At 53.6% G+C, this 21,526-nt stretch carries 18 protein-coding genes and 8 pseudogenes; 10 read left to right on the plus strand and 16 right to left on the minus strand.

From position 1 onward, the window contains the following. Nucleotides 1–14 precede the first annotated feature (14 nt). The 3 pseudogenes from E4P82_RS08145 to E4P82_RS21950 all read right to left on the minus strand — a co-directional run. Nucleotides 15–455 (minus strand): annotated as a pseudogene (locus E4P82_RS08145) (IS110 family RNA-guided transposase); the annotation flags it as partial. A gap of 19 nt (nt 456–474) precedes the next feature. Then, a pseudogene (locus tag E4P82_RS08150) lies at nt 475–1,804 on the minus strand (IS4 family transposase). Between the two features lie 70 nt (nt 1,805–1,874). Then, nucleotides 1,875–2,021: pseudogene (locus E4P82_RS21950) on the minus strand (IS110 family transposase); the annotation flags it as partial. 637 nt (nt 2,022–2,658) lie between these two features. On the opposite strand from E4P82_RS21950, the gene E4P82_RS08155 reads away from it, so the two are divergent. After that, nucleotides 2,659–3,030, plus strand: a complete 372-nt coding sequence (locus tag E4P82_RS08155; RefSeq protein WP_169248424.1) for a hypothetical protein — start codon at nt 2,659–2,661, stop codon at nt 3,028–3,030. 1 nt (nt 3,031) lies between these two features. Here the strand turns inward: E4P82_RS08155 and E4P82_RS08160 are convergent, their stop codons facing one another. After that, entirely contained in the window at nt 3,032–3,604 is a 573-nt protein-coding gene (locus tag E4P82_RS08160) for a galactosyltransferase-related protein (protein WP_169248425.1), read from the minus strand. Nucleotides 3,605–4,312: 708 nt separating this feature from the next. On the opposite strand from E4P82_RS08160, the gene E4P82_RS23585 reads away from it, so the two are divergent. The 5 genes and pseudogenes from E4P82_RS23585 (at nt 4,313) to E4P82_RS08185 (ending at nt 7,012) form a co-directional block, all read left to right on the plus strand. Then, nucleotides 4,313–4,483 (plus strand): histidine phosphatase family protein, encoded by a 171-nt coding sequence (locus E4P82_RS23585; RefSeq protein WP_169248426.1) that lies wholly within the window; start codon nt 4,313–4,315, stop codon nt 4,481–4,483. Next, nucleotides 4,425–4,808, plus strand: coding sequence for a histidine phosphatase family protein (locus E4P82_RS08170; protein ID WP_246327448.1), 384 nt, complete (start codon nt 4,425–4,427; stop codon nt 4,806–4,808). Before E4P82_RS23585 ends, E4P82_RS08170 begins: the two co-directional genes overlap by 59 nt. Before the next feature lie 203 nt (nt 4,809–5,011). After that, on the plus strand, nt 5,012–5,272 hold the full coding sequence (locus E4P82_RS23590) for a polysaccharide pyruvyl transferase family protein (protein WP_420887077.1): 261 nt from the start codon (nt 5,012–5,014) through the stop codon (nt 5,270–5,272). A 38-nt stretch (nt 5,273–5,310) separates the two neighbouring features. Then, nucleotides 5,311–5,787, plus strand: a pseudogene (locus tag E4P82_RS23595) (polysaccharide pyruvyl transferase family protein); the annotation flags it as partial. 391 nt (nt 5,788–6,178) lie between these two features. Then, nucleotides 6,179–7,012, plus strand: a complete 834-nt coding sequence (locus E4P82_RS08185; RefSeq protein WP_169248430.1) for a hypothetical protein — start codon at nt 6,179–6,181, stop codon at nt 7,010–7,012. Nucleotides 7,013–7,101: 89 nt separating this feature from the next. Here the strand turns inward: E4P82_RS08185 and E4P82_RS08190 are convergent, their stop codons facing one another. From E4P82_RS08190 to E4P82_RS21960, 8 genes and pseudogenes are all read right to left on the minus strand, one after another. Further along, a complete protein-coding gene (locus E4P82_RS08190) occupies nt 7,102–8,025 on the minus strand; it encodes a glycosyltransferase (RefSeq protein WP_169248431.1) in 924 nt (307 codons plus the stop codon). A 76-nt stretch (nt 8,026–8,101) separates the two neighbouring features. Next, nucleotides 8,102–8,797: an HAD family hydrolase gene (locus E4P82_RS08195; RefSeq protein ID WP_169248432.1), complete on the minus strand. Its 696-nt coding sequence runs from the start codon at nt 8,795–8,797 to the stop codon at nt 8,102–8,104. Between the two features lie 3 nt (nt 8,798–8,800). Further along, on the minus strand, nt 8,801–9,376 hold the full coding sequence (locus E4P82_RS08200) for a B12-binding domain-containing radical SAM protein (protein WP_312914452.1): 576 nt from the start codon (nt 9,374–9,376) through the stop codon (nt 8,801–8,803). Continuing rightward, nucleotides 9,258–9,665, minus strand: coding sequence for a radical SAM protein (locus E4P82_RS21955; RefSeq protein ID WP_246327449.1), 408 nt, complete (start codon nt 9,663–9,665; stop codon nt 9,258–9,260). The genes E4P82_RS08200 and E4P82_RS21955 overlap by 119 nt, the downstream gene beginning before the upstream one ends. Before the next feature lie 31 nt (nt 9,666–9,696). Continuing rightward, nucleotides 9,697–9,942 (minus strand): annotated as a pseudogene (locus E4P82_RS23600) (cobalamin-dependent protein); the annotation flags it as partial. A gap of 127 nt (nt 9,943–10,069) precedes the next feature. Beyond that, nucleotides 10,070–11,365: a hypothetical protein gene (locus tag E4P82_RS08210; protein ID WP_169248435.1), complete on the minus strand. Its 1,296-nt coding sequence runs from the start codon at nt 11,363–11,365 to the stop codon at nt 10,070–10,072. After that, nucleotides 11,359–12,453 carry a radical SAM protein gene (locus E4P82_RS08215; protein WP_169248436.1) on the minus strand — a complete coding sequence of 365 codons (1,095 nt, stop codon included), beginning with the start codon at nt 12,451–12,453 and terminating at the stop codon, nt 11,359–11,361. The genes E4P82_RS08210 and E4P82_RS08215 overlap by 7 nt, the downstream gene beginning before the upstream one ends. 508 nt (nt 12,454–12,961) lie before the next feature. Continuing rightward, nucleotides 12,962–13,162: pseudogene (locus E4P82_RS21960) on the minus strand (ISAzo13-like element transposase-related protein); the annotation flags it as partial. A gap of 366 nt (nt 13,163–13,528) precedes the next feature. Between E4P82_RS21960 and E4P82_RS08225 the strand changes: the two are divergent. Then, nucleotides 13,529–14,428 carry a M15 family metallopeptidase domain-containing protein gene (locus E4P82_RS08225; RefSeq protein WP_169248438.1) on the plus strand — a complete coding sequence of 300 codons (900 nt, stop codon included), beginning with the start codon at nt 13,529–13,531 and terminating at the stop codon, nt 14,426–14,428. A 387-nt stretch (nt 14,429–14,815) separates the two neighbouring features. On the opposite strand, the gene E4P82_RS08230 is transcribed toward E4P82_RS08225, so the two are convergent. Then, nucleotides 14,816–15,013: a hypothetical protein gene (locus E4P82_RS08230; protein ID WP_169248439.1), complete on the minus strand. Its 198-nt coding sequence runs from the start codon at nt 15,011–15,013 to the stop codon at nt 14,816–14,818. 332 nt (nt 15,014–15,345) lie between these two features. Then, a complete protein-coding gene (locus E4P82_RS08235; RefSeq protein WP_420887078.1) occupies nt 15,346–16,353 on the minus strand; it encodes an ISAs1 family transposase in 1,008 nt (335 codons plus the stop codon). A gap of 142 nt (nt 16,354–16,495) precedes the next feature. Here E4P82_RS08235 and E4P82_RS08240 point away from each other — a divergent pair. Then, nucleotides 16,496–17,260 (plus strand): annotated as a pseudogene (locus E4P82_RS08240) (IS5 family transposase). Between the two features lie 75 nt (nt 17,261–17,335). On the opposite strand, the gene E4P82_RS08245 reads toward E4P82_RS08240, so the two are convergent. Next, entirely contained in the window at nt 17,336–18,745 is a 1,410-nt protein-coding gene (locus tag E4P82_RS08245; protein ID WP_169248440.1) for a GMC oxidoreductase, read from the minus strand. Nucleotides 18,746–18,772: 27 nt separating this feature from the next. Further along, nucleotides 18,773–19,762, minus strand: a pseudogene (locus tag E4P82_RS08250) (IS481 family transposase). Between the two features lie 762 nt (nt 19,763–20,524). On the opposite strand from E4P82_RS08250, the gene E4P82_RS08255 reads away from it, so the two are divergent. Then, nucleotides 20,525–20,842, plus strand: a complete 318-nt coding sequence (locus tag E4P82_RS08255; protein ID WP_169248441.1) for a hypothetical protein — start codon at nt 20,525–20,527, stop codon at nt 20,840–20,842. A gap of 137 nt (nt 20,843–20,979) precedes the next feature. Beyond that, nucleotides 20,980–21,504: a phosphatidylglycerophosphatase A family protein gene (locus E4P82_RS08260; protein ID WP_169248442.1), complete on the plus strand. Its 525-nt coding sequence runs from the start codon at nt 20,980–20,982 to the stop codon at nt 21,502–21,504. The last annotated feature ends 22 nt before the right edge of the window (nt 21,505–21,526 follow it).

Below are 21,526 nucleotides of genomic sequence, written 5' to 3' on the forward strand. Positions count from 1 at the left end.
CGCCTATCTTCATGGCGTTGTGAACAGGTTCTAAGATGTTCTCCCAGGCGCAGCAGCAACCCACGGAATACCCCGGGCAGATCGTTCTCGCCGTCCTCCAGAATCGCCGGCAGGCGTTGGGCAATCTGATGGATGCCCGGCGGGATGACGATCCCGTACTCGGCCAACTAGCCGCGCATCTGGTTCGCCTGGGCGGTGCGTGCCTTGACGAGGCTTTGCCGGGCGCGATGCAGCGCCAGCACCGCCTGTTGTTCGCCGGTCTTGATCGGCACGAAACGCATGTTCGGCCGGTCCACGGCTTCGCAGATCGCTTCGGCGTCCGCCGCGTCATTCTTGTTGGTTTTCACGTAGGGTTTGACGAACTGTGGAGCCATGAGCTTGACAGTGTGCCCGAGTTTCTCGAACGCCCTCGCCCAATAATGTGCCCCGCCGCAGGCTTCCATGCCAATCAGACACCATCCGATTACCCATAATTCATCCATCCCCCACATACACGGCACGGGTAGCCGCAAAGGCAATGGCAAACGCTCTCACTTTTTGCATCCCTTCCCAGATCGCTTTGGGACCGGGATGACCGTCATGTTTGCGGCCGAGAAAGCCGCCGAAGCCGGCGATCAGGCGCACCATCTGGCCCAGAGGTGGAGGTGTTTCGGGCGGTGGGGTGCGATGGGCCACGATCCAGGCGGCCTGCCATTCCTCGGGATCGAACACCACGTCACAGGGCAGATTCGGGCAGTCCCGGCCCCAGGTGACTAGATGCAGGATGCGCCAGGCGATCATCAGGTAAAGGACCAAAGCCCGTTCCAACCGCTCCAGGGTGCCCAGTTGCAGGGCCTCGACCCGGCAGCCGGATTTCCAAATCCGGAAAAAAAATTTCCACCAGCCAGCGGCGACGATACCCATCAATCAGTTCCACGACCGCCTCAAGCGTTTCCGCTGTCCGGTTGGTCAGCAGCCGCCACTCAATCGCCTGCTCACCCGCCGGCGGCTGTTCCTCCCGCGCCAGGATCGCGGTCACGGTCACGGCGGGTTGGCCGTGATGGGCCGGCAGCGTCGCCACGGTGCGATACAGCGTCTGCCGCACCGACCGGGCGGGGCGATCCGACGCCGCCGGCAGGGTGAATTCGACCTCGCCCAGCGGTTCGCTCCGGGCCAGCCGCGCCCACAGCTTCTCGCCGGTGGTGGTTTTGCGGTCGTGCTTCGACCGGATCAGCCAATCGGCCGGCGTGCCGCGCCGGGCGGCGGCATCGATCAGCGCCCGCAGGTCGCCTTCCCGATCCGCCACGTACACCAATCGGGTATCGGGGAGGGTCTCCGCCAGATCGGCCACGATCGCGTAGCCTTCGACCCAGCGGGTGCTTTCCTTGACGTCGGGCTGGTCTTTGGGTTTGCGCACCCAGATCCAGGCATCCAGCACCCCCAACGCCACCCCGGCCGGCGTCACCGCCAAGGTCGGATGCACGTACAGTCCATGCTGGGCCTCGTAGCTGAGTCGTCCCAGCCCGGCAATCCCCGGTTGCGACGTGAAATCCGCTTGGGTCGTGTCTTGAATGCACAAGACCACCGGCTGACCGGCCATCCGCTCCACCGTCCGCGTGGTATGGACCTCCAAAATCTCCCGCCACTCCACCGCCGGATTGTCCAGCAACCGGTAGGCCGCCTTGGTCTCGGGCCAGCCCCCGCAGGCCAGTGGGATACTCCCGGTCGGCTGGGCCGACAGATCGTCCACCAATTTGATCAAGCGCTGGGTCCGCCGCGCATCCCCCAGCTCCAGATCGTGAAACTCGGCCTGTGCCCAACTCATGCCGCACGCCTATCGCTTGATGAAAAATTACATCTTAACAATGAGTTGGGATTTGTGGGTAATCGGATGCAATCAGACACGGTTCCAACTGGGCGAAGAACGGCAAAACTCGTGCGTGCTTCATTGGCTTTTTGAGTACCACTCGGCCCCGCTCGTCAACGCCATGAAGTTGAAACACGTTCTTTGCTAAATCCAGTCCGATCGTCGTCATCTTCATCGTGGTCGCCTCTTTCGTGAAGGGGATAGCTTAGCTATCTCCACCTTGGCACATCGATGCCGTTCGGAAAAGGGGCGACCATTCCATTAGATTTGACTATAGCTCCAGACCCTGTTCTCATCTATAATAACTTCGGCGCAATTGCGCTAACTTTTTGGATAAGAGATGAGCGAACAGTAGGTATAAAGTTGGGAATATGAACATTTCATTTTGTTCAACTTGTATGCAGAGAAGACAATTTCTCGAATCGACGTTACCGGTAAATTTGCAGGTGCTACGACAGTTTAGAGGGGAAGCTGAGCTTGTTCTTCTCGATTATAACTGTCCTGAGCAACTAAGGGACTTGGTTTCTGAGCAGTTCCTTCCCGCCATCAAGGCCGGGATTTTAAAATATTATCGAACAAAGTCCCCTGTCTATTTTCACATGTCCCATGCTAAGAATGTTAGTCATAAGCTTGGCTCTGGACATTTTGTTTTTTAATCTTGATGCTGACAACTTTATTTCAACAGAACTTGTTAAAACCCTTTTTTTCGGTATTTCAAGACGACAATGTGCTTGCCCATGGAAGTATAAAGAGAGGGGCGATGGGTAGAATTGGTCTTTCGAAGCGCCGCTTTCTTGAGATTGGTGGCTACGATGAAGATTTTTTACGGGTGGGGTCGTGCTGATAAGGAGTTTATGTACCGTGCATTGGCAACCCATAAATTACAAGAAGTGGATGTTGGCCGCTTCGACGATTATATCGATCATTCAGATGAACTGCGCATTCATAAATATGGACCTTTCGATTTGGATGCAAACGCCCTGGACGAGCTTGATGAATATGACATTACCTTTTATAATACGCTCTGTACACGCAATGAGACACTTGGTCGTCATTGGCTGCGAAACAACCTGCTCTTCAAAGCAAAGACGACATCCAATCAGCAGGTTGCGAATAAAGGCCGGAATTGGGGGGACGTCTGTTGTCCAAGATTATTACGGGCGGACCTACAAAATCTAATCTAATCTAAGTTAAACTAATCCTTTCACCGCGGAAGTCTTCTAGTTCGGCAATGCCCCATCGGCTTTGGGCTAACCCTTTTACACTATTTTCGGAGGCTGTGCGGTAACTACGTAACCAACTCTGTGCTAACCTCTCTGAGGATTTTGCATATACATTCCAGCTGTGCTGCTCTTTGTCGTCACAAAGTTCTGGAGGGCCAATGATTTCAAAAGCCTGTGGGGACAAATATTCGATGCGTGCGCTGTTCGGATGGTTTAGAAATGAATCAAATTCGGCAATTGATCTCTCTTCAAGGCCAAGGTCTCTGGTCGCACGATTACAGAGTTCTCGGTCATCGATGCCCCAGCCAATTAGCTCCTCGTTGTACCCTCCTATGCTATAGAAATCTTCGCGGCGCATACCGATGCGCCCCGCACCTCCACCGCGGTAGTAGCCACGGACATAGAACTTCGCATCATCGCGAAACATGGTCAGCAAAGAAGTTACCAGATCAGTACATATGAAATTGTCAGCATCAAGGTTAAACAATACGTCTCCACTGCCCAGGCGATGCGCAACATTCTTAGCGTGGGTCATGTGAAAGTACAATGGTACTGCGCAAACGAAGTACTGTAAGGCATAACCAAAATCATTTTTTGAAGGTCATCCTAATCCATTCATCTAAATCGTCGGGACTGTTATAATTCAGTACAATCAGCTCAACTTCAGAGAATTGACGCACAACTTTCAGATTCTGTGGTAGCGTTTGCTTTAGATGAAAAGTACGTCCTTTACAAGTGGTGCAAAAAGATAGCTTCATGAAAATTTCCGCTGACAGCAGGTGGTTTTTTGGTTTTGAAAGGGTAGCCATTTTCTCTTGTATACATTTGTTTTTAAAGTTATAAAACTTACATGGATTTGTCAACACCACAATTATTAGCAGCCCTTCGCCACTTGCGGCAAGAAAGGGAGCGACTGCGGCACCGTCATACACAGGCAGGCGGCTTGGCGGTCTGTATAATCTCTAGGGACAATGGTAATTGAGACAAACCCAACGAGCTTAATTAACGAAAGCAAAAACTCAAACCTGTCAAATGCAATTGGATTTGTGGTGGGCAGATTATTATAAGCCGAGCATGAAGCGACTCTCGAATTGGTCATGAATTAATGCTGTCTTGAAAGCTTAACGGAATTAATGACGGGTACAAATGTTAGGCAATACGAAACTGGAGGTTTAGATGTCTAAAACAATCACTTTTGTCAGGCATGGTCAGAGCCCTTATAACGCTGGTAACGCTGATATTGATGTCACAATGGAGTATTCAAAAAAATCCACTTTCACCAATAGGAGAATCTCAAGCTCGACTGATAGCTGCCTTGCTACCAGAAGACGCATCAAAGATAATTGTATCTCCTCTTGAAAGAGCTAAGGCAACTGCCAAATTTTATTGTGAAAGGATTCGAAAAAAAATATGATATTTGCGATATAATTAGCGAATTTGAACGCCCCAAAAGCTTAGGCATGAATAAGGACAAAGCAAATGAATATGTAGAAGAATATTGGAGCAAATCTAACTTAGATGCACCATATGGCAGTAATAATGAATCATTCAAGCAATTTAACAATCGAGTTTGCAGCTTTATAGATAATGAGTTACAAAATTACCCAGATAAAACCATAATTTTTGGACATGGTACGTGGTTTGCTATGCTCTGTTTTAAGTTCTTGGGATATAATAAGGTCAACGAATATAATATGAGGAAATTCAGACGTTTTTCAGATTGGATTTTCAGTGCCTAATGGCGCTTTTTTTTTACATAAATCAATACAATGATCATTGGATGATACGTGCAGACGAGGATATGATAATGGAAGTGTCTAATATAAATGTTAGCAAATAAAATTTGAGGATTCCTGATTGGATCTAAATCTATGTGCTAAAACTCTTCTTGCTGCCATACCACCAGGATCGAAGGTGCTTTTCCTCGATTATCCCCCATCACATGAATATTGGCGATCATCTGATTACGAAGGGCACGGAATGCTTCTTTGCAAATAACACTATTTCTGTCGTTGGCCGCTTCAATCTTATAGATTTCCCAGACCAAATTGACATTCACGAAAAAACCATTATCGTTTTGCAGGGCGGTGGCAATTTTGGGGATCTTTATCCCCAAAATCATAAATTCAGGGAGGCAGTTGTCCGCCGCTTTCCAGACCACAGAATTGTCGTTCTTCCACAAACTGCTTTTTTTTCAAGATGATCGCAAGCGACTCGAGTCGATAAAAAGTCTTTAGTAAACACCAGCATTTGGTCCTGTTCGCACGGGACTCTGTCAGCGCGTCGATTATGCAAGCCTTTAGTCAGAAGGTTTTCCTGGCGCCTGATATGGCGCACCATATCTGCTTCTTTCCGTCTACAAGTCTCGCAAGAAACGATACGCTCTACCTCCTTCGTCGCGATAATGAACTTAACTACGAAGCCCATGCGGGTCTTAGTCCGAATGCAACGCCCATGGATTGGCCAGATCTTTATAAAGACGGTGATCGACAGAGAATGCTTGAACTGCGGCGCCAAGTGGATGGGTTCACAGAGTGGTATAAGTTCATGGATTATGGAATTGACATGGCTATTAAATTGTTTAGTCAATATAGAAATATTGTCACTTCCCGTTTGCATGGATTTATACTATCACAGATAATGAGAAAGGACTGTACTCTTGTTGACAATAGCTATGGAAAAAATTCGTCTTATATCAAAACGTGGTACAGATCGTGATCGCGCCAGACCGTCCTAGAATTTGCTTGACGATCAGTTCCAAAGACTCGCATTCTGTCACCGTAGGGATAGAACCATCTGATGATTTGGACTTTTTTCTTTCGCTGTAAGACATTGATTAACGAATATTCGGTTAGCATTGAGACGCTCTCAGATGGGATATTGATCATTCCGACAGTCTTAAATCTTTGTCATCTTGCTTGGCTTACGAATGCGGAACTGAGGGTAAGTTCTCTTGATAATAGGCTGGCGGTGGTGCTGCCAAAGTTGCGAAACGCGTTTGCGAATCTTTATCCTAACTACCAATTTACCGGCACAATCGTCGCAGACAGTCTTCTCGAGACGGACTCCAGAGACCCGCGAAACCGAGGGTTACTGCTGTTCAGCGGGGGTGTCGACTCAACTTTCACGTTTTTTTCAAAACCGAAGCTGGCTTGATGCTATCGTAACGGTATATGGTGCCGATATTGACTTAGGGAACCGTAAGGCATGGCAAAAGGTCTCTCGGCAAAACGCTGCATTCGCCAGGATTCATGATAAGACCTATATTTCAGTTACATCAAATTTCAAGAGAATTCTAAACTATTCAAATTTGCGGAAGAAATTCGCTAAGAAGGGGCTATGGTGTTGGTGGAGCTACCTACAGCATGGGCTAGGTTTCTTAGGACTGGTGGCACCAATCTCCGTGGCCCAAGGATTCGACAAAGTACTGTTTGCCTCAACTGACGAATATGTGTACGGCCTCCCATGGGGCTCACATCCAACCGTAGACGGCCTCACTCAGTGGTCGAACACTGAAGTAATGACAGAGTGTGACAACTGGACGCGTTTGGAAAAGATTCGCTATATCGTTAGGCTTCGACAGCCAGTGAGTTTGAGAAGCTGCTGGCGTGATGAAACCGGAGGCAATTGTTGTGTCTGTCGAGCTTGTATCGTTGATGTCGCAAGCCTATTGACAGAAGATGCTAATCCAAGTGCATATGGGTATTTGTTTGATGGCATCACTCCAGAATCCACACTGGCAATCTTTAAACCAGGAACTGTCATGTTTAAGTCTCATGCAGATGAGCCAGACTATCACCAGTGGCTAGCAGTACAAGAGATTCTTCGGGGCAAGCTAGGAAAAGGAGCCGATTTCGGCAAGTTCCAGCGTTTTGCAGTCAAGATCGCTCAGTTAAGACTCGAAGACTATTTCGTGGACCTGCCACCCCGATGGCAAACTTGATTTTACAGGAACTTGAGAAGTTGCGTCAGCGGTCCAGGAATCGGAGACAGAGCACTTGGCGTTACACAGAATTCCAACCGCAATCCCCATCATAATTCTCTATGCCGACGGAACGGGTAGTTTCCATTAAAACGTTTTCTAATCAATCTGAAATAGAGGTAATGACCCGATGCGCTGAGCCGTGACAGGGCGACAGTCAACGCGTAGTAGATTCTCCATGACGGACCAGCCAGATAGGGGGGCGGTCTCAGCATCTGACCCAGAGTGTCCATATCCTGCAACGGGGAACGAAAGGTCTTTGAGTGAACAATGGCATTGATGGCCCTGCCTCGCCCATGACGCCACTTCCGAGCGAGGACCGACCAGACGGTGTAGGAGGATCGATGGACGACCCTTAGGGCAGGTTCGAAGACTATTTTGCCGCCGCACTCCAAAATCGATGCGGCCAGATCGCGATCCGATCCTCCTCCGAGACATTCATTGAATCCTCCGCAGACCATCGCCGACCGACGTCGAACCATGAACGTGTTGTGCAGGCAGAGTATTTCCTTTGGCCCACCCGGTTGAAGCTCGACGGGTTCCTCGTGCCACGCTACATGACGCCCGTTGCGTCGGGCGAAAAGAGCGTGCAAATCTAGTATCTGCTCCCAATGCGCGATTCCGGTCTGGGCAGATCCGTCGATTTGCGCTTGAATCGCTGCAACCTGGGGCTGTGCCCGCTGCCCAACCGAAATCGCATTCTGCCATAGCTGCCGATCCGCGATGCAGTCGCTGTCTGTGAAGAGAATCCACGCGCCGATTGCCCGCTCGATGATCCGGTTTCTCGCCGCTGCCAGACTCAGCCGCCGGGACTCCTTTATGATCCGCACGGAAGCGTGCATTCCGGCGGGCGGGTCGAATTCATTCGCGACGATCAGGATCTCCGCCTCGCGAGGATCCACCGGCGCAAGGCTGTCTATCAGTTCCTGAAGCTGTTGAAGCTCATGACGCAACGCGACCACGCCGATGGTCAATATCGGTCGGCATGAGCTTCGATCTGCGGGTATGGTTCTATCCACGATCATGATTGTCGAAGACATTCAAACACACTCAGCCAGCCATCTCCCCGATGATTCTAGACACCGGATCGAGTGTTGATATCTCATGGTCCGGCACATAACCGAGATCCTTCAGGTTATCGCCTCTCCTGTTCACATGAATCATCAACCAGCCCGCGCCCTTGGCGCCGGTCACGTCATGGGCCGAGTTTCCGACATAGGCGAGACGTTCTCCTCGTCGACCCAGATCCGCTTCGCAGCGACGGAAGATCTCAGGATTGGGCTTGTAAGATCGCGCGTCCTCGGACGACAGCACGTAGTCGACTTCGATACTGGCGTGATTTAGGGCGGATACCAACGTAAAGTTGTCGGTATTGGATATGATTCCAATAACATGCGAAGCACGAAGTTCGGCCAGTACAGATTGTACTTCGGGGAACAGATCGGGGTAGCTCCACCGACGAAAGAGCCGATCAACATACAACTCTGGATTGTCTTTGATTGCATGCCTTGTGAACATCTGCGAGAGGCTCTCTATGTTCATGCTTCTGATGGTCTGATAGGAGCGTTTCTGCAAGAAGACGGTGTTTTCAATTGCCAGATAGATCGTTTTCCATTGTTGGAAAAACTCGTCAGCGGAGATTCCGGGATCATGCTTTTCGACGATTTCCCGCGATATGACCGGTATGCTCTCTTTGCCTTCGTCGAAAATCGTCCCATATGCGTCGAACAGAACAGCGTCGATCACCTCTCATCCTCCGTAGAACTCTTTGTAACAGAGAGCAGTCATCTGCTGAATCTCCGTCCGACTTAGGCCAGAGGTTGATATGATCGGCTTGTTCGGGATGCCTTTCAGGAACCACATCCGATCATGGATGATCAGATCGAACTGGTCGGTGTCCTCGTAGATGGGAGTTCCGGGAAACGGGATACAGACATTGAACACGACCATGTGAGGATCGATATCCCTCGCATAGGAGATTGTTTCGCGAACGGTGTCGGCTGTTTCGCCGGGGAGACCGATCACGAAAGAGCAGCTGGTTTCTATCCCACCTCTCTTGAGTCTCGCCACTCCGTCAGCCATATCAGCCGCAGTTTCCCCCTTACGGATGTTCTCCAATATCCGATCAGATCCGGACTCTAGGCCGAGAAACGCCCTCTTGCAAGAGACGCTTTTCAGCAGCTCGACCAGTTCGTCGTCAATGGCATTAGCCCGCAGGTTGACGACGATTTTGAAGTAGTCCCCCGTAGTCCTCGTGGATCCGCTGCAGGAAAGACTTCGCCCAACGTAAATCGAGGTTGAACGTATCGTTGGAGATGAAGATATTGCGGATTCCGTTCCGGTACAGGTAATTCAGTTCGTGAAAGGTAGCATCGTCCGACCGGAATCGCGTGCGGCTTCGGGACATGGAGCAAAACACACACTGGAAGGCACATCCTCTCTGGGTGAGAAGCGGGAAGAAAGTATCCCGATAGTTGTCGATCTCGCTGAACATGTAAGGCAGGATACCGTTGATATCCTTCGCGTGCCGGATCGTAGGGGTCCCCTTGCCGCTGCGGGAGACTATTCCTGCTAGGCCATCGGCAGACAGCCCGTTGAGAATGAACTCCTCCAAGACGTCTTCGCCATCTCCAAAAAACGATATAATCGGCCAAGGTGGTCCGGAACACCTCTTCTCCGAGATGCTTGATGTTGATCCCACCCACCACTATCTTGGCCTGAGGACGCCTCGTCTTGATAGTTTCGATCAGACGGATAGTCGACGCGTAGTTGTAGGTCATGGTCGTGATGCCGATGAGGTCCGGCTTGTATTCCCACAGGACGGCATCCAATCGCTGGGCGTCGACCCCGCAAGCCAGGTCGAGCAGGACAACTTCGCAGAGTCCGATCACCTTCCGGATCGCGTTCAGGAGCGAGAGGGGGGCCTGCCTCTGGGTCGCGAAGCTGTCCTTCAGGGGGATGAGGGGGGGCTGAGGAACAACGCTTTGATCACCGGGCGGGAAGGGGACTCGGAGACGATCATGGCAGGAACCCCTTAGCTTTAATCATGCCGATGAAGTTCGCGATCCTGCGTGCGGGAATGTGGATACGCTCCGCGATCAGTGCCCGGTGGATCTCTTGGTCGGACCGGCCCTCCTTGGACAGTTCGAAGATGAGCATCGCCCCCCTGTTGAGTTCGTAAAGCTTCAGTTGACGGGGGTCAAACAGTGTTGCGAGATCCCGATTCCTGCGGCGGTAGATCACCTCGGCCGACTCGTTCTCGGCACGAAGAAACGGGTGAGAGTAGGCAATGTTCCTAGAGACTAGTACCGGATAGCTGGACGGCTCGGTCAGACGAATGGATCCGGACGATCCGGTCCTGATCCATTCCACAGTGTTGCCGGGATTTACATGTCCGGATACCTCGATGCGGTCGCCAACCCGTGCCTGAGAAATTTCGGCGCGGTTATCCGAGCGGCACGCTAGCATCTGTCCTGTCTCCTGTTCCCGGATCAGATAGACAGCCGGCAGGAACATGCTCTCCGAAATGTCCAGGACCGTACCGGTAACACAGTGTGGCTGCAGGGAGCCGGTCGATTCCCATGGGAATCGACCAAGATGTTCGAAATCGGCCGGATAGGTCCTCACGGCGAAAATGGATACCGAGATATTGTCGAAGTAGATTTGATCCGCCTTGTTGGCCATGTGGCGCGCGAACTCTTCCCGGGTCAGGTTTGAACGGACCGCGTACCGGTCATGGAACTCCTTCCATTCCCTGATTGTCCGAAATCGGACAGCGGAACTGGTCTGTCGGCGCAGATGGTCGGTGAGAGCTAGGTAATGTTCCGAACCGTACACGACCAGGTCGATATCCGAGAAGTCCTCAATCTCCCCGCCAAAAAGCAGCGATCCGGTTAGGCCGAGCGCGTGTTGCGGAACGGCTTCCGTTACTAGATCCACCAGCCGATTGGCCGCTCGGCTAATTGAAGTTTCCGAACTGTTAGGGCGCGCCTGGAGACGAGCGGGCCCATCCGTTGCCCTGAAGGTCTCCACGATATCCATACGTGTTAAGAGGTATCCGCCGGCGCAGGAGTGAAAATCCCGCATCCGATTCCGGAGTCCGGCCGGCAGAGATGCGGTGAAGGCGAACGGATCCGAAACACGCGACCATTCCTCTCCCAGCATGTGCCAGGTCTTGCCCTGGAATTTCTGTGGCTCGAACCGGAACGGAGCGTACTTGGGAACCGCCACAATATGTCCGTCCTGTTCCTCATGGTTATTGACGACGAACAGAAGTCCGTTCCGCGCCAACACATAGTCGAAAGGCCTCAGCATGCCGCCTCTTTCCTGACCCTATTAACATGATATGACAGAGGGGGCGGCGGCGTCGGCACGTATTGCAGATTGGTGAACAGAGAGAGGAATTCGCGGAACGCCTGCAGCATCTCGTCTGCCGATCGGCTGCGGAGATTTTTCTGCAAAGCAGGATTATGACATCCGTTCACGTGCAGAATCATGTTCGAGGAAACGTGCGGTGTGTAGATGCCCTCCTGGCAGGTCAAACCATAGTATCGGCAACGGTTCATGCAATCCTCTCGGTGAAAGAAGCTTCCTCGCGTCGAGTCTTTAAAGATGATCCGGGCCCCGCCTGTTTCGTAGGCGTACATGGGGATCCCAAAGCCGCCATCTTCGCAGTATTTATCGATCTTTCTGTCGGAAATGCGCTGCACTTCCGGGATGAGGTCATTTAGATCCACATAGTTCTCGCGCCAGTACTCCATGGCGCGATTAGAATCTTCCTGCGCGTGCGCACCAGAAGCGTCGCGAGTGGCGATGTACTCCTCCTGCATGTAAAGATCAAGCAGCTTAAGATCGAATCCCAGCGAGATTGCCAGATCGGCGAGAGCATCCAGTTCCTTCCTGTTGATGCTTGTGATAACGGTGTTAAATCGGGTTCGGATGCCTCTGCGGGACAGCTCAACCAGGGTTTCCTTCAGATTGTGAGTGAGAATCTTGTATAGGCCAGCCTGCCGATGGTTTTCATTCGTCGAGTCGAGGGACACCCGGATTCCGACACGATCCCGGTACTTTTCCAAGAGATCCAAGTGCCGTCCCAATCGTGAACCATTGGTGCATATGTTCACATGAACGTCGGGGGCCCGCTTGAGAGCATAGACTAGGGCTTCCTCAAACCAGGCAAGGAGCGTGCATTCACCCCCCGTGAATCGATAGCGCTTGATTCCTGATCGCACGGCGGCATCAATCACCTCCTCAAGTTCCCGCTGTGTTAAGTTCTCCCCGTAAGTCACCTTGCTTTCTCCCATGGGGTGGCAGTAGGCGCACTTGTAGTTGCATTCCTTGAGAAGCGCGATCGAGAGGTATAGCTTACTGGCGATCTGTTGCGGAGACTCTTTCGTCTTCATAAATATAACCTCCAGCCGCGCGTAGCGTTTCATATTGTGAGGCTTGATCACGAAACATGGGAGCACTAGAACAATTGAGATGCGGTCGCCCTTTAGACCCCATCTTCTTTACCAACTCTAGGTATTTTTGGGCTCTAGGAACCTGTCGGAGTTATTATTTGCTCAATATGGATTCCAGACTGTTGAAGCCGGTTCGCCCCGACGTGGATCAGGGGCCACAGTGGACAGGTTCCGAGTGGCCACGACCAGGGGTCCGCTGTCAATGATCCGCCTCGGGGTCCAGTTCACTCCACTGAATACCCATGTTACCGAGACCCTCCATGGATGAATCGCTCCAGCAAGAAATTTACAACACGTAACGGGAAGCCCTTGTAGCGGAGCTAAGCGGAATTGGTTTGATGCCGGAAAGCGCATGAGCGCTTGCAGGCGATTAGGCCGATTACCGTTCCAGCGAGTGTAGCTCAGCTCCACTTATTATGGACCTGTCAAAAAATAACCTGTACAAGTTTCATGTGGACGGAAGGATGGTGTAATTCCATTCACCGTGAAAGTCTGCCCTCTCAATTTTGATCTTTTCAAGTTCTTAGTCGGTCACATGGATTCCTTGCGGGTAGGCGTTGGTATCGAGTTCGGCTTCAATCTTCAGCCCCGTCCGAGTGGTCGTGCCTGCGATCAAATTCACCACGACTTCATGGCTGAACAGGGGCTGTCGGGTCTGAGGATTGTGGCCGATTATGGATCATGCAAGGCTCCTAAACCACCAACACAAATATAAAAAATTTTGCGTATCATGAATATAACTAATGGTCAAAAAATAATATAAATTTATGCAATTTCCATAACCTGATGTGGCAGAAAAAAAATATATGATGCATATTGACTAGACATTTGATAGTTAAGTGTCGGGTATGCGCAATGTCAAGATTGGAAGAACACCGGACCCATCCGGGAGGTCGGATACGAGGAAGGTGGCACCGTTATTGGCTTCGGAGGAGACCTGGAACGCGGGTTCGTCTACCTTTGGCTCCATGACAACTCCTAACGCCTTCCACCACCAGACCCGGAGGGGATCGCCATGGGCACGAAAGCCAACGATCTATTGATCGGACACTACCTCGACGCGGCGCGCTTCATGCTGTTTGCCGGTGAAATCCGGGACCTGTTTCCGCGGATCAAGGCGCTTGACCAAAGGCTACTCGCGTTGCACCGCTTCGTGCACGTGCTGAGCGATCCCGATCGGGGCGCGGCGTTCATCGCCGACCGCTGGGTCTGGTCCAAGGACGAGGTCAGCGACTGGGAAACCACGCCCGCGCATGCACTCCAGGCGAGCGAGATCGCCCAGGTGATCAAAAAATTCAACGACGCCAATCCAGGCCACCGCCTGAAGGCGGGCTCCGAGCATCGCGATCTCGGTGATCAGATCTGGGGCTGGACGCACAATGCCGGTGTCAAGACCAATGCGCCGGAATACCTGACCAAGGCCCGCGTCGAGATCAAGCGCAAGGCCAAGGATGGCACGCCCCGCTATCCCGACCTCGGTGACGTGATCGACCCGGTGACGGGGCAGCACGCCTTCCAGATCGGGCATGGCGGGCCGGACTTGGTGGCCCTCTCGGCGGCGGCGCTGCTGTTCTGGCCGGCGGCCCTGTTGCCGGCGACGATTGGGCTGATCGAGGCGGAGCGTTTCCAGGCGGTGGCCCGCTTCATCGAATTCCTGAAGAAGCGCTTCAAGGGCTCCGGCACGATTACGGTGGCGGCGCCGGGACTCTCGGCGCACGGGACCGGGCGGGCAATCGACTTTCGGGTACACGACCGTTCCGGCAAGAAACTGCACGGCGCGGGCGGCGCGGCGAACTGGCGTTCCTCGGGCTTCGCCGCCCAGCTGAAGGCGGCGATGGCGGTGGCGCCCCATTTCCACGGCCCCCTGACCGCGCCGGACGAACCCTGGCACTACTTCTTTGATCCGGACGCCTGAGGGATTCGCGGCATTTCGGCTGAACCACCGCCGTGCCGGCTCGGCGATACCCTCGGCGAGACCGGGGATCGACGCCGACTCACCACCCCAGGGTTGGATGAACCCAGTGTTTACATCGTCATCAAAGGCATCAGCATCGGCTATCGGCGGGAATGCCCTTGGCCTTCGGGGCCGGGGTCAACCCGAAACCTCAGGGATGGACGGCCAGAGGTCCACCGCAGGGTTGTGCCCGACCCGGTCCCGCTGGCGCGCTGAGCGCACCTCATTAGTTCCGATAAAATGAATTATCAGAACTCTAGAGGTCGGCTTTTTTGTTGATAAATAACGTGTTACGTATTATGTAATAATGACCCAATTGGTGGCTCGCGAGCGTTGACGCCTGTCCGTTCAGGCCGGTGGTGGAAACAGCCCTTCGTTTTGCGCGCTGAACTTGAATCGCCTGATCTTGGCGTCGGCTCCGTTCAACATGGCCATCCCGGCCAGACCCCAGTTCAACTGGTGGACGTGATCGGGAAAGACCGGGAGTCCGACTGGGTAGCCGCTGTCGCGGGGGACCCAGATCGGACCGCGGATTCGGCTGTACACGCGCGTCCAATCCCGATCGTTCGGTCTCGCGATCAGCGCCCGGCTCCCCTCGCGGGCACGGCTTAAGGATTTCCCCTCAGCGAATTCGCCAGCAGTATCCACTGCTCCCTAAACCCCGGATCAAGATCTGTGTAATGGACAGCCTTCTACCGGATCTGCCCCGTCATGAGGAACTGATAGGTGGTAAGGGGTTTCCACAGGGCAATCGCGCTATGTGGTCGTTGGACTGGGCTGGCCGAGGAGCAGGCACAACCGGTACTCATCGTTGAGGGCGGCGCGGAGTTTGCGACGGCGGAGGCTATCGCGCGAGGGACCGTTATGGCGTAGCACATTCAGGGCCATGCGGCGGACGAGCGCCAAGTTTTGGTCGGCGTGGTTGCGCCGTGTCCGACAGGCATCTTCGCCAAATTGCACATCCAGAACTCAATGCTGCTGGTTTTCGATGCCCCTGTGGCCACGGACCGCGGCGGCGAAGCGGTGTTGATGAGCGAACACAGGAAGTAGCGACATTCGGTGCTAACGTCTTCGCCGATGATCCGCGTCGACTCGACGCGCCCGACCGCCTGGAGTCCCGCCCAATGGGGTTTGGCGTCCAGCCAGTCAAGGTGGCGACTGAGGGCATAGCGCCGAATCTTGATGCGCCCATGAGCTTTCTCGATGGTTTCCTGGACCGGCAGGCGCCCGCGCGCAATTTCGGTATCGAGCCAGAGTTGGACGTCTTCGCACAAGGTCGGATGGTTATCCTTCAACGCCAAGACATAATCCGCCCCGGCCTCGATGATCGTTTGCGCAATGGCTTTTTGGCAACCCATCGCATCAATGGAAACGATGGCACCTTGCAGATCGAGCAACGTCAAAAGATCGGGAATCGCAGTGATCTCATTGGACTTCTCGGCGACGGCCTGCTGCGCCAACACCCAGCGGGCTTGTCCGGCAAACGCACTGACCAGATGGACCGCCGGGTTTGTCCCCTCGCGGCTGCCCCGGAGGGTTTTACCATCAATACAAACCTGCTCACCGGCCAAACGTGGCAACGCGGTCGTTGCCCAAGTGGTGAACGCCGCCCGAAACGCGACCGGATCGATTCGTCCCATCACCTCACTCAGGGTATCGTGCGAGGGAATCCCATTGGACAACGATAACCCTAGACCGCCCCGCAGCCACGCGACTTTCTCTTCGGCAAACGCTTCCATGCCCACCCAATCCTCGACCCCGCTGAGTACCGCGCACAGCACAATCATCAAAATATCCTGCAGGGAATGCAGGTTGTTCCGAGTCTCGCGACGCGGATCGGGTAGATCGGCAAAATAGGGGCGTGGGTCGAGTAGGCAAGGTTGCATGGGAAAGCTCCACAAGATCGGTAGCACCCCTTATCCAGTCTCTCCATCCGTTGTCAACTCCCCACATAGCGCGATTGCCCTGATATTGTAGTCACGAGATTTGAAATATGAGAGAATCATGTTGACCGGAAAGGAGGTTGGCATGAAAGCAATGCATAGAAGGCACGATATTTCGGACAAGGTCTGGGCGTTACTGGAGCCGCGTCTTCCGGGTCGCGAGGGCGTATGGGGCGGCGTTGTGAAAGACAACCATTTGTTCATCAACGCCGTTTCTGGATTTTGCGCACGGGCGCGCCGTGGCGCGATTTGCCGCCAGATCTGGGCGGGTGGAGCAACACGCACCGCCGTTTTATCCGGTGGCGGGATGCTGGAATTTGGGAAAAGCTACTGGAAATCCTGATCGACGATCCAGATTACGAATGGCTGATGATCGACGCCAGCCATTGCAAAGTCCACCCCCACGCCGCCGGAGCCAAAGGCGGAAATCAGGAGATGGGCCGTACAAAAGGGGGCTCAACACGAAAATACATCTGGCCGTGGATACGCATGGTCTGCCGGTCCGAGTCCTTATTACACCAGGTACCACAGCGGATTGCACACAGGCAGGCCGCTTGATCGAAAGCATAAACGCCGATTATCTGCTGGCCGATAAAGGCTATGACAGCGACGCCGTCATAAAAACAGGCCAAAGACCAGGGCATGGAGCCGGTTATCCCGCCAAGGAAAAACCGAACCGAACAACGGCCTTACGATGAGGAGCTCTATAAACTCCGCCATCTGGTCGAAAAACGCTTTCCTGCACCTGAAAAGATGGCGCGGCATCGCCACAAGATATGCCAAAAACTCAAAATCATTCCTCGCGGCAGTCCAGATCAGGTGTATCGCCCTATGGGCTAATATCTCGTGACTACATTATCTAATCATCGGAGACCTCGTGATCCGCAAGAGGTAAGCTACGCAACCTGCGATCACCAGAAGCGCATCAACTACGCAAAATGCGGTTGACCAAGTGCCAAGCGAGGCGCAACGTCAGGGCTAGCACAGTGACGGTGGGATTAGCCCAGCTGACCGTTGGGAACACGCTCCCACCAGCGATATAGAGGTTATCAATGCCATGGACCTTGCAGTTCTCATCGACGACGCCATCACGCGGGTGCTTTGACATCCGGGTGGTGCCCAGCTGATGATTAGAATACAGAATTCTGTCGGATACATGGATCGGGCCTATGCGAATGGCGGAGCCGCTGTGTATCAGATCGTCAGCCAGCAAATCGCCAAGTATCCGGTGTGACCGCCTGTCGATATTAGAAACGTCCCAATGCAGGCACACGCGCGGCAGCCCGAACCCGTCCTTATCGTTCGTCAAGGTCAGGCGGCTGGCCGGGTTGGGAGCCTGTTCGAAGAACAACCCGACTCTCGGTGCCGCATCCGCAGCCATAGCGGGTGTCCTGTAGAAATGCGCCCTGGCATTCAATACGCCGAGCCGAGCCTGCGCGTCGGGACGCAGCCCAGCGCAGTACGTGAACTTGCGGCCATCGCCGGTCTGCGTAACCCCGGTCCACCTGGAAAGCGCTGGGTTCGGTGCCATTTCTATTCCTTCAATGGAAACGTGTGGATGCTCCATGAACCATCGTCCGACGTGATCGTGCGCATTTCCGACACCTTTATCACATAGGTCTCTCGATGCCAGCATCAGCCGCGGGGTTTCAATGCCTCCGGCGGCAAGAATGAAATATTTAGCACGAACAGTGCCTGAAGCTCCTGACAGGGTATGGATACTCAGGCTGGAGACGGATCCGCCGTCGTCGGTCAGATTAATGCTGATCACGCATCCGTTAGTCAGCACATGTACCGAATAGGAACGATCTAGAAAATCCCTGTTCTCACGGGCAAAATCGGCTTTTGATTCACCAAATCGCCAGATATCTAGATGATAGTGATTAGCATTGAGTCGCGACAGGAATGGTTCGCCGTATTCTTCGAAGGCTTTGAGGTCGAAACAGGCGTCCGCAATGTGAAGGCGTTTCGCTGCATCCGGGTAGTGTTCCGTAAGTTCCGCTATGTCAAACGGCCAGCCACTGTAGCTGACCCACGGTCGAGCCTCGAAGTCGATCTGATCGAACACCGCGCAATACCCCGCCCAAAGTGCAGTTGCCCCACCAAACTGTCGCGCTCGCGTTTCATTCAGCGGATAGTCAAGACCGCTGACCTCCCCAGCTAGGCAATCGTTGCTAGATGCACTGGTTTCGCTGCCCCCGGCTTCTAGCAGCAACACCTCACGCTGAGTGCCCAGCACGCGTGCCAGCGTGATGCCGGCCGGACCCGATCCGACGATCGCTATATCGGCGGTCCGGTCCAGCGCGATGGATGGATCCAACGCATCGTAGATCATGGCCCCACTCCTTCGCCGTCAACTGTTTCATTCATAGCTGTCGGGTCCCGGATGATTAATAGGTTTTTTTTTTGAAAAAGTTCGGGTTTAACGCGGTAGTACTCCTTCAGTTTGTCGACCGGGGTGACATGGCCGAGATTCTTCTGAGGAATGTACTGATTATAGAGATGCCGATACTGTTGCAAGGTCGTTTCCAAGTGGCGAGCGGAGATGAACGTGGTGCTTTTCAAGACCTCGGCGACGCGACCATTGAAGCGTTCGATCATGCCGTTGGTCTGGGGATGCTTGGGTTTGATCAAGCGATGCTCGATGCCGTGTTGGGCACACCTGCGATCGAAGCGATGCTGGCCCGTCGGTTCGCGCTCGCCGGTGGCGCAAAAGCGGTCGGTGAACTCTTTCCCGTTGTCGGTCAGCACGGTGCGAATGACGAACGGTGCCTTGGCACGCAAAAAAGGCGTTCCAGGAAGCCGGCGGCGGTGGCGGCGGACTTGTCGGGTTGGATCTCGAAATAGACCCAGCGGCTGGCGCGATCGATGGCGGCGATCAGATAGCGATGTTCGGCCTCGTCGGGCATTCGGGGCAGGTACTTCACATCCACATGCACGAAGCCCGGTTCGTAATCCTTGAAGGTCTTGGGCAACGGGGGTTGGTCTTCCGCCTCCGGCAACAGGTCCGCCAGCGGGCCACGCCGTGGCGGCGCAGACAGCGATCCAACGCCGAGCGCGACAGCTCGGGACACACGAACTCGCGAGCCACCACCAGCAAGTCGTCCAGCGGCAGCAACAAGAGCTTGCGCAACTCCACCACCACAAACTCTTGCAGCGGATTCAGGATCGTCGCCAAGCGGTGCGGCGTGTGCGGGCGATCCCGCACCGTGTCCCGTGCTCGCCAGCGACGAATCGTGGTCTCGCTCACTCCGATCTCCACCGCCAGTTCGGCCGCCGGGCGAGTCGATTGCTGGATGTACGCTCGTTGCTTGGGCGTGGTGGTGGCGTTGGCGTGCAGGCGAATCTCCATCAGGGCCTCCGTAGCGCGAGAATCAGATCGTGTAAGAACCGCCGCGATTCCAGCAAACGGCGGCTCCTAATGTCAATATAATCTCGCGGGACCTGACAGTTAAAAAAAGTGCCTGGCAGACGAAACGCCGATCGTCATATCATCAAGTGGTCTATCCCTCGCCCACATGGAACAAGTGCATTACATATCTTTCAAGTTCGAATTCCAGAAACAGAGCTACGCGTTATCAACGCGACCGAGAACTTGAATGCTGTCGAGTGGTTACCTATTCCTCCCACAGGCCACAGCGTCTCACTGGAATGCTACATCACACCTGTATCCCATTATGATCCCGCACTTTTGAGCAATTTACCTCATCCACACTTATTCTCATTACCACTAGCCGATGGTCGGTGGTTTACGGTACTCCATCACATTCCACCACTCGACGGCAAAGACCTTGAGCCATTGCGCAACCAAATGAATGCCCAAGCCCTCGCTGCCGGTATTCATCCCAAACCGGAACACAGAGGCTCAGCCTTCACTGTAAGCAAGGGTACCGCAAAAGGACTAATCGAACTATGTACCTGTAGAGATGAACTCAGCAGTCAATTTGGCCTGCGAAAAAATTCGTTTATACATTTAATTTTTAATTGATTAATTTTTGGCATCACACACGAGATATGAAAAAAGAACATTACATTCTTATTAGTCATTTATTCGTCACTTTCCTTAGGCGACACGGCACCCATGGAAATGATGGTCCAAGGGAAATACATACTCGTGGGCAAAGAATTGGATACGAATAAGACGTATCTTGGCAAAGTAGAAATCAGGTCCATCAAAGATCATTTGATTGTTGAGCGTAAGATCAACGGAAAATCAGTCAAAGGCTCGGCAGCTATCGAGTCTGCGGCCGGTGGTGATGCGCAAGTATTGCGGATCAGATTCACAGAAGATGGTGACAGCTACGAGCAAACCTGCCTTGTCAATAGTGACTTAGACAATTACGCAAGAATAAGCTGCTATTTATACAAACCAGGCATTAAAACCATGCAGCCCGGCCTTGAAGTTCTTTTCCATGATCACACTGCAAAATAAGTGTGTACACTCAAGCGAAAACAATCCCTAGCCACGCTAACGGACCCATCATTTATCCCCTCCGCCGAAAAAGATCGCCACATCTTACTTAAGCCTGACATATCGTCACCCGCCAAAGGCCCGGAGTCACTATAACCATGAATCAAACCCCATCTTCTCCTATTCAGGGAAACAAAGCCGTAAATCCCTGTGCCCGTGTTTTTCGCGATCCCATCCACTTTCTCGCCCTCGGCTTTGGCTCCGGCTGCGCGCCCAAGGCGCCCGGCACCTTCGGCACACTAGCGGCGATTCCGCTGTATCTGCTGGCGCAACCGCTGCCGCTGTGGGCTTATCTGTTGCTGACGACGATCGGTTTCATAGTGGGCATCTGGATCTGCGATCGCGCCGCGCGTGACTTAGGCGTCCACGATCACCCGGCCATCGTCTGGGACGAAGTGGTCGGCTATTTCGTCACCATGATCGCCGCGCCAGCCGGTTGGCTGTGGATCGTGATCGGCTTCGTCCTGTTTCGGGTATTCGACATTCTCAAACCGTGGCCGATCCGGCGAGCCGATCAACGCATCGGCGGCGGCTTCGGCATCATGTTCGACGACCTGCTGGCGGCCGGTTACGCCTGGCTGGTGTTGCAGGCGCTGGCTGGGTTGTTCACGACCACCCCCTGAGATACCGCCAACAAGGCGGTCG

This window comes from Candidatus Competibacter phosphatis (genome assembly GCF_012939995.1).
Lineage (GTDB): Bacteria > Pseudomonadota > Gammaproteobacteria > Competibacterales > Competibacteraceae > Competibacter > Competibacter phosphatis.